This is a genomic window from Sphingomonas alpina, from assembly GCF_014490665.1.
Lineage (GTDB): Bacteria > Pseudomonadota > Alphaproteobacteria > Sphingomonadales > Sphingomonadaceae > Sphingomonas > Sphingomonas alpina.
Genome location: NZ_CP061038.1, coordinates 1,905,962 through 1,920,844, shown reverse-complemented (window position 1 = coordinate 1,920,844; position 14,883 = coordinate 1,905,962). Strand labels below are relative to the sequence as shown.

13 protein-coding genes are annotated in these 14,883 nt (G+C 64.3%); 4 read left to right on the top strand and 9 right to left on the bottom strand.

The window, feature by feature from the left end; translation table 11 throughout:
* Positions 1-331 precede the first annotated feature (331 nt).
* The 8 genes from H3Z74_RS08765 to H3Z74_RS08730 all read right to left on the bottom strand — a co-directional run bounded on the left by H3Z74_RS08765 (position 332) and on the right by H3Z74_RS08730 (position 10,080).
* Complete coding sequence (locus H3Z74_RS08765) at positions 332-1,516, bottom strand: class I SAM-dependent RNA methyltransferase (RefSeq protein ID WP_187763507.1); 1,185 nt, start codon at positions 1,514-1,516, stop codon at positions 332-334.
* On the bottom strand, positions 1,513-2,862 hold the full coding sequence (locus H3Z74_RS08760) for an NAD(P)H-hydrate dehydratase (protein WP_326838809.1): 1,350 nt from the start codon (positions 2,860-2,862) through the stop codon (positions 1,513-1,515). The genes H3Z74_RS08765 and H3Z74_RS08760 overlap by 4 nt, the downstream gene beginning before the upstream one ends.
* A gap of 38 nt (positions 2,863-2,900) precedes the next feature.
* On the bottom strand, positions 2,901-3,329 hold the full coding sequence (locus H3Z74_RS08755; protein WP_187763505.1) for a hypothetical protein: 429 nt from the start codon (positions 3,327-3,329) through the stop codon (positions 2,901-2,903).
* Positions 3,316-5,037, bottom strand: coding sequence for a dihydroxy-acid dehydratase (ilvD, locus tag H3Z74_RS08750; RefSeq protein ID WP_187763504.1), 1,722 nt, complete (start codon positions 5,035-5,037; stop codon positions 3,316-3,318). The genes H3Z74_RS08755 and ilvD overlap by 14 nt, the downstream gene beginning before the upstream one ends.
* 8 nt (positions 5,038-5,045) lie before the next feature.
* Entirely contained in the window at positions 5,046-5,780 is a 735-nt protein-coding gene (locus tag H3Z74_RS08745; protein ID WP_187763503.1) for an N-formylglutamate amidohydrolase, read from the bottom strand.
* A 205-nt stretch (positions 5,781-5,985) separates the two neighbouring features.
* Complete coding sequence (locus H3Z74_RS08740; RefSeq protein ID WP_187763502.1) at positions 5,986-6,813, bottom strand: 4-(cytidine 5'-diphospho)-2-C-methyl-D-erythritol kinase; 828 nt, start codon at positions 6,811-6,813, stop codon at positions 5,986-5,988.
* Positions 6,810-8,411 carry a tetratricopeptide repeat protein gene (locus H3Z74_RS08735; protein ID WP_229726983.1) on the bottom strand — a complete coding sequence of 534 codons (1,602 nt, stop codon included), beginning with the start codon at positions 8,409-8,411 and terminating at the stop codon, positions 6,810-6,812. The genes H3Z74_RS08740 and H3Z74_RS08735 overlap by 4 nt, the downstream gene beginning before the upstream one ends.
* Positions 8,412-8,418: 7 nt before the next feature.
* On the bottom strand, positions 8,419-10,080 hold the full coding sequence (locus H3Z74_RS08730) for an electron transfer flavoprotein-ubiquinone oxidoreductase (protein ID WP_187763501.1): 1,662 nt from the start codon (positions 10,078-10,080) through the stop codon (positions 8,419-8,421).
* Positions 10,081-10,198: 118 nt separating this feature from the next.
* On the opposite strand from H3Z74_RS08730, the gene H3Z74_RS08725 reads away from it, so the two are divergent.
* The 3 genes from H3Z74_RS08725 to moaB are packed head-to-tail and all read left to right on the top strand — an operon-like array spanning position 10,199 to position 13,246.
* The gene (locus H3Z74_RS08725; RefSeq protein ID WP_187763500.1) at positions 10,199-10,933 is read left to right on the top strand and encodes a uracil-DNA glycosylase; all 735 of its coding nucleotides are present in this window, start codon (positions 10,199-10,201) and stop codon (positions 10,931-10,933) included.
* Positions 10,930-12,729: a lytic transglycosylase domain-containing protein gene (locus H3Z74_RS08720; protein ID WP_187763499.1), complete on the top strand. Its 1,800-nt coding sequence runs from the start codon at positions 10,930-10,932 to the stop codon at positions 12,727-12,729. The genes H3Z74_RS08725 and H3Z74_RS08720 overlap by 4 nt, the downstream gene beginning before the upstream one ends.
* Entirely contained in the window at positions 12,719-13,246 is a 528-nt protein-coding gene (gene moaB / locus H3Z74_RS08715) for a molybdenum cofactor biosynthesis protein B (RefSeq protein WP_187763498.1), read from the top strand. The genes H3Z74_RS08720 and moaB overlap by 11 nt, the downstream gene beginning before the upstream one ends.
* Positions 13,247-13,258: 12 nt before the next feature.
* Here moaB and H3Z74_RS08710 read toward each other — a convergent pair whose 3' ends face one another.
* Positions 13,259-13,789 (bottom strand): YbjN domain-containing protein, encoded by a 531-nt coding sequence (locus H3Z74_RS08710; protein WP_229726982.1) that lies wholly within the window; start codon positions 13,787-13,789, stop codon positions 13,259-13,261.
* A 147-nt stretch (positions 13,790-13,936) separates the two neighbouring features.
* Here H3Z74_RS08710 and H3Z74_RS08705 point away from each other — a divergent pair, with 147 nt between their 5' ends.
* Positions 13,937-14,869, top strand: coding sequence for a hypothetical protein (locus tag H3Z74_RS08705; protein ID WP_187763496.1), 933 nt, complete (start codon positions 13,937-13,939; stop codon positions 14,867-14,869).
* Positions 14,870-14,883 lie beyond the last annotated feature (14 nt).

Here is a 14,883-nt window from a genome sequence, read left to right as displayed (position 1 = left end):
CCAGCCTCTTACAAGGACGGTCTGAGATAAGCGGGATTTTGGGGGCAGATATCCCGCCGACGCGATAGCCCCAGAAATATCCGACACTTCCGGTGTCCCATATCTCCCGTCGCCCCGCCCGGAGGTCCGTTGCCGGCAGCGATTCAACCATCACTTGGGGTCAGGCATCTCATTGCTTGCCGGGCTTGTACCGGCACGCTCTTTCTCAATGTCGAAAACATCTGGATCCCTCAGAGATAAGCCTCTGGGGTCTTATCGACTTGAGTGGAATCACCTTTTCCCGCTCGTGCTGAGCTTGGCGAAGAACGGCTCCCTTCGACTGCCTGCCAAGCTAGCGACTGAACCGCGCCGCCAGTTCGACATGGGTCGACCAGCGGAACTGACCGACCGGCTGGATCCAGTCGAGCGTATATCCGCCTTTGCACAGCATCTCCGAATCGCGTGCAAAGCTACTGGGATTGCATGAAACATAGGCGATCACGGGGGGGCGGGAATCGGCCATCAGCAATGCCTGTTCACGGGCTCCGGCACGAGGCGGATCAAGGATGATCGCCTGGAACCGATCCAGTTCTGCGACGGTCAACGGGCGCCTGAACAGGTCGCGATGATCGGCAAAGATCTGGCGACGGGCCAGCGCTGCGGCCGATTTGAGCGAGCCGATCGCGTCGCGTGCCGCTTCTCCGGCATAAACGCGGCCGGGCAGCGCGAAGGTGAAGGTGCCGAGGCCGGCGAACAGATCGGCAGTCGTCGTCGCTTCCCCGATTGCCTCCCGAACGGCCGCGATCAGCGCCGCCTCCCCCTCCCGCGTCGCCTGCAGAAAGGCGCCGGTTGGCAATGCGACCGGCACCCCGCTCAGGGAGATGGTGACTGGCTCAGGTTCCCAGCGCACCTCGGGGCCAAGGCCGCTGTCGATCGCGAAGCGTGCGACATTGTGCCGGGCGCAGAAGTCGCTGATCGCTTCGGCCGCTGCGAGCCCTTCCGGCTCAATCCCTTCGATCAGCAGGTCGATACCTTGGTCGGCCTCGGTCAGATGCAAGCGCGCTCGGCGGTTCTTCCTGAGGAATTTGGCGAGCAGCGGTCGCAGCGGCGCGATCACCGCGAACAGTGCCGGGGTGAGGATATGGCACTCCTCGATATCGACCAGGACATGGCTGGCATTCTCGCTGAAGCCGATCTGGATGCGGCCGCCCTTCATCTCGGCCTGCAGTACGGCACGGCGGCGGCTGAACGGCGGCGACAATAACGGCGTGCGGATGTCCGTTTCCAGGCTGTGTGCTGCCAGTGCGCCGACGATGCGGTCAGTGATGAAGTCGCTGTAGCTGGAGTCATCGAGATGCTGGAGCTGGCAGCCGCCGCAACGCGGAAAGTGGCGGCATGGCGGCGCCTGATGATGCGGGCCCGGAATGACGTCACCGCTGATCGTGAGCTGATCGCCCGGCGCTGCGAGTGCGGCATGACGACCATCGGCAGTGATGCCGTCGCCTCGGGCGGCGACGCGGACGATGGTATCGGTCATAGTCTGCTCCTGACGGCCGTCAGGGCGTCTGCAAGATCATCGGCAATAAAGGCGCCACGCAGCCGCCGGGCGGCGCGGGCATGCGCCCATACGCCGGCACAGGCGGCATCGAAAGCAATGTTTGCATTCCCCGACAGGAAAGCGCCGACCGCTCCGGCCAGAACGTCGCCGGTGCCGGCGGTCGACAGCCAGGCATTGGCGGATTGCGCAACGCGAACCGCCCCTTGCGGCGATGCGATGACGGTATCGGCGCCCTTGAAGATGATCGTCGCACCCGATCGCAAGGCAGCAGCACGAGCGCGGTCGATCTTGCTCTCCTCGCCCTTCCCGAACAGCGCATCGAACTCGCCCGCATGTGGCGTCATGATGACGGGAACGGCGCGGTTTCGAACGACATCGAGACGCGCGGTGTCGAGCAGGTGAAGCGCATCGCCGTCGATCACCAGGGGAACGGCTGACGCCAGAGCCTGATCGAGGCGAGCGCGTGCCTCGTCGCCGCGTCCGAGGCCGGGCCCGATAATCAACGCGCCGATGCGCTTGTCGGTCAACGCATCCGGCGTGAACGCCTTGCGCACGATGGCATGGGGTTGCAGGGCGCCATGCTCGGCGAGCAACAGAACATAGCCGGCACCCGCCCGGAGCGCCGCGATAGCGGACAGTTCGGCGGCTCCCGGCATGTCGCCACCGACGACCGCGACCATGCCGCGCGAATATTTATGCGAGTCCGGACCCGGCATCGGCAGATCCGGTGCGGCCAGCACCATGACGTCACTGGACGCCGGCACGCCGATATCGAGCACGCGTATCGCACCGCACAGACCGGCGGCTGGGTAAAGCAGATGAGCGGGTTTCGGCGCCCCAAGCGCCAGCGTGACGTCAGCGGCGGGAATATCGCCAAGCGCCACGCCGCGGTCGGTATCCACGCCGCTCGGCAGATCGACCGCGATCGACAAGCGGGCACGAGCGTTCAGCCGCCGCAGTGCGGCGACGATCGCCGGGTCGAGCGCACGCGACAGGCCGGTGCCGAACAGGGCATCGACCAGGATCGGTGCGGATTTCGTTTCGGCCAGCGTCTCGACTGGCCCGGACCAGCCCGCACAGGCATTGCGGGCCGCGTCGGTCGCCGGCGGCGCGAGCGCAGCGACGCGCACCGGCAGGCTCCAGGCCCGCAACGCCGCGGCCGCGACATAGCCGTCGCCGCCATTATTTCCGGGACCGCACAGGATCAGCACTTCGCTGCCCGATGCGAGCCGCCTGATTGTCTGAGCGACCTCGGTTCCGGCGCGGGCCATCAGAATGTCGACGGAGGTTCCGTCGGCAATCGCCGCCTCTTCCGCCGCGCGCATTTTCGCTGCAGTTACTACAGGTTTACCGGAAAGTGGCGTCATGGCTTCGCGGCAGCGGGTCCGCGTACGGTGGCCGGCAGACGATAGCGATCCCCGCCCAGCGCCACCTCGATCTTGTTGTCGGCCAGCACGGTGACCTCGGCCTGTTCAGCCCCGTCGGCCGCGATCACTCCGCGCCCGTCCTTGGTCACCAGCAGACGGTGGAAGGCACCGTCGGGATGGCGCACGGTCAGGATCAGTCCATCGGCCGTAGTCTCACGATCGACGGTGCAGACGCGCGCGAAATCGCGTGAACCGCCCTGGGCACAGACCAGCTCCCCCTTGTCCTCGATCGCGGCGCGCTGTTCGGCCTCGACCTTGGCAAGAGTGGAATGGTCGGTCTTGGTCTCGCCGCAGGCGGCCAGGCTCAGCGCGGCAACACTCAGTGCGACTGGGAGAAGAAGCAGGCTTTCGCTAGATATCCGCATAGACATGACGTTCGGCACTGGCTCCCGGGTGCGTGACCGCCCCCTTATAGGCCGGACCGACCGTTGCCGCATAGCGCCACAGCGCACCGGACTGGTAGTCGTTCACTCGAGGCTGCCAACGGGCCCGTCGCTCAGCAAGCACATCATCCGCGACATCCAGGTCGATCGTTCCCACTGCCGCGTCGATGCTGATGATATCGCCGTCCTCCACCAGCGCGATCGGCCCGCCATCGGCCGCTTCCGGCCCGACATGGCCGATGCAGAATCCGCGCGTCGCGCCCGAAAAACGGCCATCGGTGATCAGGGCGACCTTCTCGCCAAGGCCAAGACCATAAAGTGCGGCAGTGGTCGACAGCATCTCGCGCATGCCGGGGCCGCCCTTGGGGCCCTCATAGCGGATCACGATGACGCAGCCCTCGACGATTTCGCGCGCCTCGACCGCCGCGAAACAATCCTCCTCACAATCGAACACCCGCGCGGGGCCGCTGAACTGCAGGCGGTGCATGCCCGCGACCTTCACGATCGCGCCATCGGGTGCGAGGCTGCCGCGCAGGCCGACCACACCGCCGGTCGCGGTGATCGGCGTCTTGACGTCATAAATGACCTTCTGGTCGGGGTTCCAGGTAACCTGGTCGATATTCTCGCCCAGCGTCTTGCCGGTCACGGTCAGGCAATTGCCGTCCAGGAACCCGCCCTCGAGCATCGTCTTCATCAGCATATAGACGCCGCCCGCCTCGTACATGTCCTTGGCGACATACTTTCCGCCCGGTTTCAGGTCAGCGATATAAGGCGTTGATTTAAAAGCCTCTGCAACGTCGAACAGATCGAACTCGATCCCCGCCTCATTGGCCATGGCGGGAAGATGCAGCGCGCCGTTGGTCGAGCCGCCGGTTGCCGCGACGACGCGGGCGGCATTGATGAACGCCTCGCGGGTGCAGATGTCGCGCGGGCGGATATTCGCCTCAAGCAGCGCCATGACCTGATCGCCAGCCGCGCGCGCAATCTCGTCACGGCCGCGATAGGGCGCCGGCATCATGTTGGAATTGGGCAGCGACAGGCCGATCGCTTCGCCGACACAAGCCATGGTATTGGCGGTGAACTGACCACCGCACGCGCCGTGCCCGGGGCAAGCGACCTTTTCGAGTTCGATCAGTTCCTGCAACGGGCATCCGCCGGCCGCATACTGGCCGACCGCCTCGAACACATCGACCACGGTGACGTCCTTGCCGTGATAGCTGCCGGGCAGGATCGATCCGCCATAGACGAAGATGCTCGGCACATTGAGGCGCAGCATCGCCATCATCATGCCGGGAAGCGATTTGTCGCAGCCGGCAAAACCGACCAGCGCGTCATAGCAATGGCCGCGCACGCTGAGTTCGACCGAATCGGCGATCACCTCGCGGCTGACCAGCGAGGATTTCATTCCCTGATGACCCATCGCGATTCCGTCGGTGACGGTGATGGTGTTGAACCGGCGCGGCATGCCACCGCCTGCGATAACACCGGCTTGTGCCGCGTCGGCCTGGGCATCGAGCGTGGTGTTACACGGCGCGGAATTGTTCCCGGCGCTCGCGAGCCCGACGAACGGCCGGGCGATATCCTCTTCGGAGATGCCCATGGCGTAGTAATAGCTGCGGTGGGGCGCGCGTTCAGGGCCGACGGAAACATGGCGGCTCGGCAGGCGAGACTTGTCGAATATGCGGGTCATGCGACAGCCTATGTCGCGGGAGAGGCCTTTGACGCAAGTCTATTGCGTATGGTTTCGAGCGTCGAGCCAAGAATTTCGCCCCAGCGCGCGACGCCCGCGGCATGGGCGATCTCGTCATTGCGGACTTCGATTGCCAGACTGGCGATGCCATTGGCCTCGCCGTGCCGGTTGAGAGTCGCGTTGAGAATGCGGCCGGAATAGGGCTCATTGTCGCCGGTCGGGATGCCCGCTGCGCGCAACAGCTCGACGGCGAGATGCGCAGCGCGGGTATCGCGATTGTAGAGAATGCCCGCTTCCCACGGACGGCGCCCTGCCCCGCCATGCTCGAGCTCGGGCGTGAAACTGTGGATCGAGGCGAGCAATACCGGCTGATGTCGCCGGACCAGTTGGGCGAGTGCGCGATGATAGGGTGCGTGAAACTGTACGATGCGCGCCGCGCGATCGGCGTCGGCATTGCCCGGGATCACATGCCCATCGCTGATCGCCGGGATCAGTGACGGATGATCGGGCTGGCGGTGGAGATCGATGACCAGGCGCGATACGGTCGCAAGGATTGCGGGCGCGCCGAGCTGCGCGGCAAGGGTTCGGGTCAGCGGTTCCGCGCCGATATCGATCGCAATATGCTTGTCGAGCAACGCCGGGTCGATGCTGAGATCGATGCCCTGCGGCACGGCGTTGGACGCATGATCGCAGATCAGCAGGATGCCGCCGCTCTTGCCGTCGATAAGGGTCGGGGTGCTCATATGGAGACGAGAAGAGCGGCAGGACGCAGCCCACCGCTCTTCCGGTCAGATGGCGCGCGGGGGGACCGTGGACCATCAGCGGACGCGGCACGCAGGGCGACGGATCCGTTCGACCGGTACGGAGCAAGAGCGGTGCCAGATGCGTCGTAAGAAGGGCGAGCGTGGAGACGAGCTTGATTCTGTGCCGATCTGGGACGGAATAGTGTCATGCGAGTGTCGATTCGAGACACCACCAGCCGGGTCGGCTGGCGCGGATCGCGGCCATGGCAATACCCCGATCCCGGTCTGTTTCGTAGAGCGCGAAGCAGGTCGCTCCGGATCCGGACATGCGGACCAGCATCGGATCGGCATACTGCGCCAGTTGGTCGAGCACCTCCCCGATTACCGGCGCGGCAACACGGGCCGGTGCTTCGAGATCGTTTCGGCCGCTGCGCGCGCGATCGAGCAAGGGCCCATTGCCGATCGGGCCGCGATCACCCCCGTCCCAGGCGCTGAACACCGTGGCGGTCGACACGGCAACCCTGGGATTGACCAGCAACACGGGTGTTCCCGACAGGCCGGCCAGCGGCTTGAGTTGCTCTCCCCTGCCCGTACCGATCGCGCTCCGGCCGAGCAGACAAGCCGGTACGTCTGAGCCAAGCGTCTCTGCGCAGGCGATCAGCCGGCGATCGTCGAGCGGAACGTCGTGGAGTCTGGCGAGGGCGCGCAACGTTGCAGCAGCATCCGCCGACCCGCCCCCGATACCCGAAGCGATGGGCAGATTCTTTTGCAGCACTATTGATATTTCACTCGGTAAATCAAACTTCTGCGCGAATATCTTTACGGCGAGCATCACCAGATTATCGCCGTCCGCCGCCAGATCGGCTGCAAACGGGCCATCGATATCGAACCCTGAAGATCCCTGCGTCAGCCGCACTTCGTCCCCATCCGTCAGGAACGCGAACAGCGTCTCGATCTCATGATAGCCGTCGGCGCGGCGCGCACGCACGTGGAGCGCGAGATTGATCTTGGCCGGCGCCTTTTCGATGATCACGGGCGCTGGGTGCCCTCGACCGGGCCGGAAGCGATCTTGGCAGCGAGCCGCGCGGTGTCGCCGGGGTTGGCGACAATCGCCGCGGCGCGCCAGGAATAGCGCGCCTCGTAGCGGCGGCCTACGGCCCAATAGGCATCGCCGAGATGCTCGGCGATATCGCCATTGGCGGGTTCCGCTCGCGCGGCGCGTTCGAGCAGCGGCAGGGCGCGGGGCGCGTCGCCAGTGCGAAAATAGGCCCAGGCAAGCGAATCGGTGACGGACGCGTCGTTGGGAGCGAGACTGCTGGCGCGTTCAAGCATCGCACGCGATTCCGCGATCTTTTCACCGCGCTCGATCCGGGCATAGCCAAGATAATTGAGCGCCAGCGGTTCGTCTGGCGCCAGCGCTACAGCCTTTTCCAGCGCCTTGCGTGCTTCCGGCCAACGTTTCGCCTGATCGAGCGCACTGCCGAGTTGAAGATAATGCGCCCAGGTTACCTCATTGCCGACGCGCTTGATCGACAGCGCGAAGGCCTTGGCCGCGTCATTATAGCGCCGCGCAGTGAGGAACAGGCCGCCGAGCCGCGTTGCATCCTCGCTGTCTGCGCCGGGCGCAGCCGATAGCGCCGTTGCCGCAAGCAGTGCTCTCGCCGAATCGCCGGCGCGGTTGAGCACCGTAATGCGTGCGTCGAGCGCGACGGCGTGAAACGGGCTGTCGGGGCCGATCGCCTGCAGAACCAGCAGCGCGCCTTCGCTGGCATCATTCCGCGACAAGGCGTCGGCGAGCAGCAACCGCGCCCGGTCATTGTCCGGCTCGACCCGCAGCGCGGCGCGGATCAGGGCGATCGAGATCGGCGTCGGATCGCCTTCCGCTAGATCGGCGGCGAGCCTGAGCAGCAGGCGCGACAGGCCGAACCCGGCCGATGGCTTCACGCCATTGCCGAGCCGCGAACGGAAAGCGACGATCACCCGGTCATCCCCGCGCAACAGCGCCTGGGCGAGATCGCCGCGCCCCTCCCCCGCGAGCAACTGCGCGGCGTTGACTCGCAAGTCGAGGCTCGCCTGATCAGTGCCCAGCAACGCCTGCAGCGCGATCACCCCTTCATCGATCCGCCCGCTCGCGATCAACAGCAGCGCGCGATTTTCGGTATTGAAGCGGCGCGCGATCGATTTGCCCTTTGCCGGATCGAGCCCGGCCAGCGCGTCGCCTCCGGCGCCGAAGGTCACCCATGCCCGGAGCGAGGCCTGGGCAAATTCGAACGGTCCCTTGCCAATCCGATCCAGCGCCACGTTCTGGGCGGGAAGGTCGTTCTTCCTGATCGCCGTGGCGAGCGCGAGCAATGCCGCGTCGGGCGGCCCTTCGCCATTTTTCTGAAGGACCGCCAGCGACCGATCGATCAGTGCATCGTCGCCCGCCTCCAGCGCTTCACGATAGGCGCGCCGCGCGACGGTGACGCTGTCCGGCGCCTGGAGCAGCGCCTTGTCGTAACCCGCCACCGCAATTTGCGTGCGCCCATCGCCATCGGCAGCGCGTGCGCGCGCATAAGCGGTAAGATCGACGGTCGACCCGACATTGGCAAACACCGGGCCCGTCGCACCAAGTGCGAACCCCAGCAGCAACAGGCGGTTACATGTTCGGATAGTTCGGCCCTCCGCCGCCTTCGGGGACGACCCAGTTGATGTTCTGGGTCGGATCCTTGATGTCGCACGTCTTGCAGTGGACGCAGTTCTGGGCGTTGATGACGAATTTGGGATCGCCGGTTTCTTCGCCCACAATCTCGTAAACGCCCGCCGGGCAATAGCGTTGCGCCGGCTCGTCATACATTGGCAGGTCATACTCGACCGGGATGGCCGGATCCTTGAGCGTCAGATGGACCGGCTGATCCTCCTCGTGATTGGTGTTCGACAGGAACACCGAGGAAAGGCGATCGAAAGTCAGCACGCCATCAGGCTTGGGATAGGCGATCGGCTTGACCAGGTCCTTGCGCCACAGCGTCTCATTGTCCTTGTGGTGCTTCATCGTGAAGGGCATTTTTATGCCGAGATGCTCGGCCCACATGGTGATGCCGGCCAGACCCGACCCGATCAGCTCGCCGAACTTCTCGACCAGCGGCAATACATTGCGGACCTTGGACAATTCCTTGGCCACCCAGCTGGTCTGATACGCGTCGGGATAAGCGCCCAGTTCGTCATGTTCGCGACCCGCCGTCACGGCGTCGAACGCCGCCTCGGCAGCCATCATGCCCGATTTCATCGCGGTATGGCTGCCCTTGATGCGCGGTACGTTAAGAAAACCGGCGCTGTCGCCGATCAACGCACCACCAGGGAAGACCAGCTTCGGTACTGCCTGGAATCCGCCATCGCTGATCGCACGCGCGCCATAGGAAACCCGCTTGCCACCCTTCAGGATCGCCGCGATTGCCGGATGTGTCTTCCAGCGCTGCATTTCCTGGAACGGCGAGAGATAGGGGTTGGAATAGTTGAGCCAGGTGACGAAGCCGAGCGCGACCTGACCATTGGCTTGGTGATAGAGGAAGCCGCCGCCATTCGAGCCCTCGGTCTCGGTTAACGGCCATCCCTGGGTATGGATCACGCGGCCGGGAAAGTGATTTTCGGGATCGATGTCCCAAAGTTCCTTGATGCCCAGGCCATAGACCTGCGGCTGGCTGTCTTTGGCCAGGTCGAAATTGCGGATCAGTTCCTTCGAAAGGTGCCCGCGCACGCCTTCGCCGAAGAAGGTGTATTTGGCGTGCAGCTCAAGGCCCGGCGTGTAATCCGGCTTGTGCGTGCCGTCGCGCGCCACGCCCATATCGCCCGTCGCCACGCCCTTGACCGAGCCATCGGCGTTGAACAGCACTTCCGCAGCCGCAAAACCGGGGAATATCTCGACGCCAAGCTCTTCCGCCTGCCCCGCCAGCCAGCGGCACAGATTGCCCAGGCTGCCGGTATAGGTGCCCTTGTTGTGCATGAAGGGGGGCGTGACGAAGTGCGGCATGCCGAACTGCTTGGTCCGGGTCAGGATCCAGTGCTGGTTGTCGTTGACCGGCACTTCCGCCATCGGGCAGCCGCGCTCGCGCCAATCGGGGATCAGCTCGTCGAGCGCCTTTGGATCGACGACCGCGCCCGACAGGATATGCGCGCCGACTTCGGAGCCCTTTTCCAGCACACAGACCGACAGGTCGCTGCCCTTTTCGGCGGCAAGCTGCTTCAGCCGGATCGCCGCGGCCAGCCCTGCCGGGCCTGCACCGACGATCACCACGTCATAGGGCATCGACTCACGGTCGCTCATCTTCGTCCTCCGTCGTGACGTCCTCACACGCGCGCTCGTCGCGTCCCGGGAACGTCTTGTCCTTGTCCCGGTGCCAGCGAATTGACCGCGCCGTCAACTAGTGACTCTAAGACAAGTGATGGGGGCTGACCAAAATTTCGACTGGCGACACGCCGCTGCAAGCGCAATCGACTGGTGGCGCGAGGCCGGGGTTGATGCGACGATCGACGAAGCTCCGCGCAACTGGCTGGCGCGCGTAGCGGCGACGCCCGTCGTCGAGACTGCGCCCGATGTCGTGGCGCCGTTCGTCTTGCCCGATACGATGGATGCCTTTCTCGCCTGGCGGTCGGGGCCCGATGCGCCAGAAGCCGGCTGGCCGGAGCAAATGATCCCGGCGCAAGGCACTGTATCGTCGGATCTGATGGTGCTGGTAGACCTGCCGGAGCGCGAGGACGCAGCAACCGCGACGTTGATGAGTGGCGCCGTCGGACGATTGTTCGATCGAATGCTTGCAGCGATCGGGCGCGATCGCAATTCGGTTTATCTCGCCGCCGTCTGTACAGCCCGGCCGACGAGCGGGCGGGTCACGCCCGAAATGGAAGAACGGCTGCACGAACTGGTTCGGCATCATGTCGCGCTCGCCGCGCCAAAACGGGTGCTTTTGCTCGGCAATGCGCCGAGCCGTGCGTTGCTTGGGGCGGATGCGGCGCGAGCGCGCGGTGGTTTACGAACGCTTAACCTTAAGGTTGGCACGGTGGAAACCGAGATTGAGGCGGTCGCGAGTTTCCATCCGCGCTTCCTGCTCGAAAAACCGGCTTTCAAGGCCGAGGCCTGGAAAGACCTGCAGATGTTGATCGGGGGATTGGATTCATGATCCGAAACGCAACCGGAAAGGCCCTGCTGGCCTGTGCAATGGCGGTGGTTCCACTGGGTCATGCTTACGCGGCCGACACCGCCGACGGTGCCATTCCCGACACGGCTCGCGTCGATGTGGCCCGGTCGGGGACCGGCATCCCGGTGCAGTTGGATGCCACCCAGCGCGATGGCTATCGCGCGGTTTTTGCCAGCATCCGGGCGCAAAAATGGCTCGATGCGCAGATCCAGCTCGATTCGATGAAGCCCGGCCCGCTCCATGCCATCGCCAAGGCCGAACTGCTCACTGCAAAGGGATCGCCCAAAGCCGATCTCGACCCGCTGATGAAGTTGCTGAACGAAGCGCCGGAACTGCCCCAGGCGACGCAGATACTGACCATGGCGAAATCGCGCGGCGCGATCGACCTGCCCTCCCTGCCTGAAACGCGCCGGCTCACCTGGCTCGGCAGTGCGCCGGTCCGGACGCGCGCCAAGAGCATCAAGAGTGATCTTCTCGCCGCCGAACTGGCAATCAGGATGCAGCCCTTCGTCAAGGCTGACCAAGGTGCCGAGGCGCAGGCCTTGCTCGACGCGACCCAGGGACTGACCCCTGAGGCGCAGACGGAATGGGAGCAGAAAGTCTCCTGGATCTATTATCTGCAGGGCGACGATGCGAATGCCAGAACGATGGCCGCCAAGGCCGCTCGCGGCGTCGGCGACTGGGCGGTTCAGGGTGACTGGGTCAATGCGCTCGCCGCATGGCGTCAGCATGATTGTACGGCAGCAGAGAGCGGTTTCGAGACCGTTGCCGCGCGAGCGAGCGACATCGAACTTCGCGCCGCCGGCCAATATTGGGCGGCGCGTGCCGATATGGCATGCGGCCGGCCCGAACGGATCGAGGCGCGGCTGAAAAGCGCGTCGCAATATCGCGAGACATTCTACGGCCTGCTCGCGCGCCAGACGCTGGGCATCCGTGACACCACGCCGCGCACCGCCAGCTATATCGCGGGCGACTGGCAGGCACTCGGCCGTCGGCCCAATATCCGTGTCGCTGCCGCTTTGGTCGAAATCGGCGAGAACAACCTCGCCGATGAGGTGATCAAGCAGCAGGCGAAACTGGGCGATCCGAGTGAATTCGGCTCACTGGTCCGGCTGACCTCGACGCTCAATCTGCCCGGCACCCTGGTATGGCTAGCGCATAACGGCCCGGTCGGCGCGGCTGCGTCGATCGAGGCGCGCTACCCTGCCCCGAACTGGACGCCCGATGGCGGCTGGCGGGTCGATCGCTCTCTGGTTTATGCCCATACGCTGCAGGAATCCAAGTTCCGCACCGATGTGGTGAGCAGCGCGGGTGCCTATGGCCTGATGCAGGTGCGTCCCGGGGCGGCAAGCGATATCGCGCGCAAACAGGGCCGCAGCTTCGATCGCTCCGCTCTCACCCGCCCATCGACCAATATCGAGGTCGGGCAAAGCTATCTCGAACAATTGCGCGACCTGCCGCTGACCGGCGGGCTGCTGCCCAAAGTGATCGCGGCCTATAATGCCGGGCCGCTGCCAGTGCAGATCTGGAACGCCCAATCGCGTGATGGTGGCGATCCGCTGCTCTACATCGAATCGATCCCCTATTGGGAAACGCGCGGCTATGTCTCGACCGTGCTGCGCAACTATTGGATGTATGAGAGCCAGAGCGGCAAGACCGTGTCGCCGAGCCGGGTCGCGCTGTCGCAGGGCATGTGGCCCCGCTTCCCCGGGCTTCCCGGCGCATCGTCGGTCAGGCTGAGCGCAAAGGCGCCAAACGTGTCCTTCAGTGCCAATTGACGAGAGCGCCGCATTCCTGCCGGTCAGGATCGCGGTGATGACGGTGTCCGACACTCGCACGATCGCCGACGACCGGTCGGGCGACGCGCTGGTCGATCGGCTGCTCGCTGCGGGGCATGTGCTCGCTGACCGGACGATCGTCCTCGATGACGTTGCGACGATCGCCGGCCGGCTGACGCGGTGGATCGACGACGATCAGGTCGACTGCGTGATCACCACCGGCGGCACGGGCGTGACCGGGCGCGACGTGACGCCCGAAGCGATCGAACGGGTTCAGGACAAGCCTATTCCCGGTTTTGGCGAGTTATTCCGCTGGCTGAGCTTCCAGACGATCGGCACGTCGACGATCCAGTCGCGCGCCTGCGCGTGCGTGGCGCGCGGCACCTATATCTTCGCGCTGCCGGGATCGACCGGTGCGGTGAAGGACGGGTGGGACGGCATCCTCAGGGATCAACTCGACAGCCGGCACAAGCCCTGCAACTTCGTCGAGCTGATGCCGCGGCTGATGGAGCGATAAACGGCGGCGATATTATTTCGCCGCGTCCTTGGCGGTCTCTTTCGCCGGCTCGGCCTTTTCATTCAGGAACTTGCCGAGCGAAACGTCCATCTGCGCATACCATTCGATATAGTCGATGAAATTGGCATAGGTCGTTTTGCCGATTGCGCTGAGATAGATATACTCCACCAGATCGCCATCCGCGTCGATCGCCACCTTCAGAAATCTTTTGTCGCGATTCCACTCATTGGCCAGCGCCGGCGAGAAATGCGGCTGTTTCTTGTACCAGGAAAAGAATTCGAGCGAATCGCACCCGGTGTTGTTCTTGCAGCCATAGAAGCGCACGGTGAACTCGCTGCCGTTGACGCCGCTGGCGATATATTCCTGGCCGGACTCGCTCTTCTTGATGTCCGCCTTGTACCCCGCCTGCATCATCACCCCGGCGACAGTCTTGATATCGCTGATATCGATGACGCGGTCCTGAGCCTCGCCCTTTGCCAGCGCGGGCGTGGCGACGGCCAGGGCGCCGGACAGCGCCAGTGCGGAAATGGCCATTCTCAACATCATTCTCTCCTGAAGCCCCGCCATGATCTACCGCGACAATCGCCATGTTCAACCGGAGACTGTTCCGGATTCCCGATATCCGCCCCCGTAAGCGACTGTTAAATCCCTGACGCTATCATGCCTGCGATCCTTCGAGAGGCATTCTGCATGACCGCGCCGATTTTCGATCTGACCAACAGGCTGAAGGCCAAAGCCGAACTCACGCCCGACGATACGCTGGCAATGCGCCGGGTTGCCTGGCCCGACGGCATCATCGACCCGGCCGAGGCCGATGCGATCTTCGATCTGAACACCAGCGTGAAAAGCAGTTCGCGCGAGTGGGTCGATTTCTTCGTCGAGGCGATGAACGCCTATCTCGTCGAGCAACAATCGCCCAAGGGCTATATGGATGAGGCCAAGGCCAACTGGCTGATGGCGAAGATCGACATCGATGGTCGGGTGGACTCGCTCGGCGAGCTGGAATTGCTGGTCAAGGTGCTGGAAAGCGCCCCCAACGTGCCTGACTCCCTGAAATCTTATGCGTTGCGCCAGATCGAAACGATCGTACTGACCGGCACCGGCCCGACCCGCGACGGCGGTTCACTGGATGCCGGATCGATCAATATCACCGAGGTCAAACTGCTGCGTCGGCTGCTCTATGCGCAAGCCGGTGACGGTCCGGCATCGGTCAGCCGCGCCGAGTCCGACATGCTGTTCCGCATCAAGGATGCCACGCTCGCTGCCGCCAATGCGCCGGAATGGCAGACCCTGTTCGTCCAGGCGGTCGGCAATCATCTGATGGCGCATGGCGATTATCAGGCACTCAGCCGCGAGCGCGCGGCCGAACTCGACGGTTTCATGAACGATACACGATCCGGCGTCGGCGGCTTTCTTGGTCGAATTGCGGGATCCAGCGTCAAGGGCGGGTTTCGCACGGTCTTCGGCAAGAAACCTCAGTCCGTCGATCATGATGCCGCTGTCGCCGCCGATCGCGCTGTGGTTGCGGATGAACAGGCATGGTTGACGTCACGGATCGATGCCGACCAGGGATTGGATCCGCTGGAAAAGGCGCTTCTCGCTTTCATCGCCGCGGAACGATAAACGGCCGGGCAGAA

Coding starts and splice junctions, on each gene's coding strand:
- H3Z74_RS08765 (WP_187763507.1), bottom strand. CDS start 1,516: ATGACCGATACCATCGTCCGCGTCGCCGCCCGAGGCGACGGCATCACT.
- H3Z74_RS08760 (WP_326838809.1), bottom strand. CDS start 2,862: ATGCGCGCGGCGGAAGAGGCGGCGATTGCCGACGGAACCTCCGTCGAC.
- H3Z74_RS08755 (WP_187763505.1), bottom strand. CDS start 3,329: ATGCGGATATCTAGCGAAAGCCTGCTTCTTCTCCCAGTCGCACTGAGT.
- ilvD (WP_187763504.1), bottom strand. CDS start 5,037: ATGACCCGCATATTCGACAAGTCTCGCCTGCCGAGCCGCCATGTTTCC.
- H3Z74_RS08745 (WP_187763503.1), bottom strand. CDS start 5,780: ATGAGCACCCCGACCCTTATCGACGGCAAGAGCGGCGGCATCCTGCTG.
- H3Z74_RS08730 (WP_187763501.1), bottom strand. CDS start 10,080: ATGAGCGACCGTGAGTCGATGCCCTATGACGTGGTGATCGTCGGTGCA.
- H3Z74_RS08725 (WP_187763500.1), top strand. CDS start 10,199: ATGGGGGCTGACCAAAATTTCGACTGGCGACACGCCGCTGCAAGCGCA.
- H3Z74_RS08720 (WP_187763499.1), top strand. CDS start 10,930: ATGATCCGAAACGCAACCGGAAAGGCCCTGCTGGCCTGTGCAATGGCG.
- H3Z74_RS08710 (WP_229726982.1), bottom strand. CDS start 13,789: ATGTTGAGAATGGCCATTTCCGCACTGGCGCTGTCCGGCGCCCTGGCC.
- H3Z74_RS08705 (WP_187763496.1), top strand. CDS start 13,937: ATGACCGCGCCGATTTTCGATCTGACCAACAGGCTGAAGGCCAAAGCC.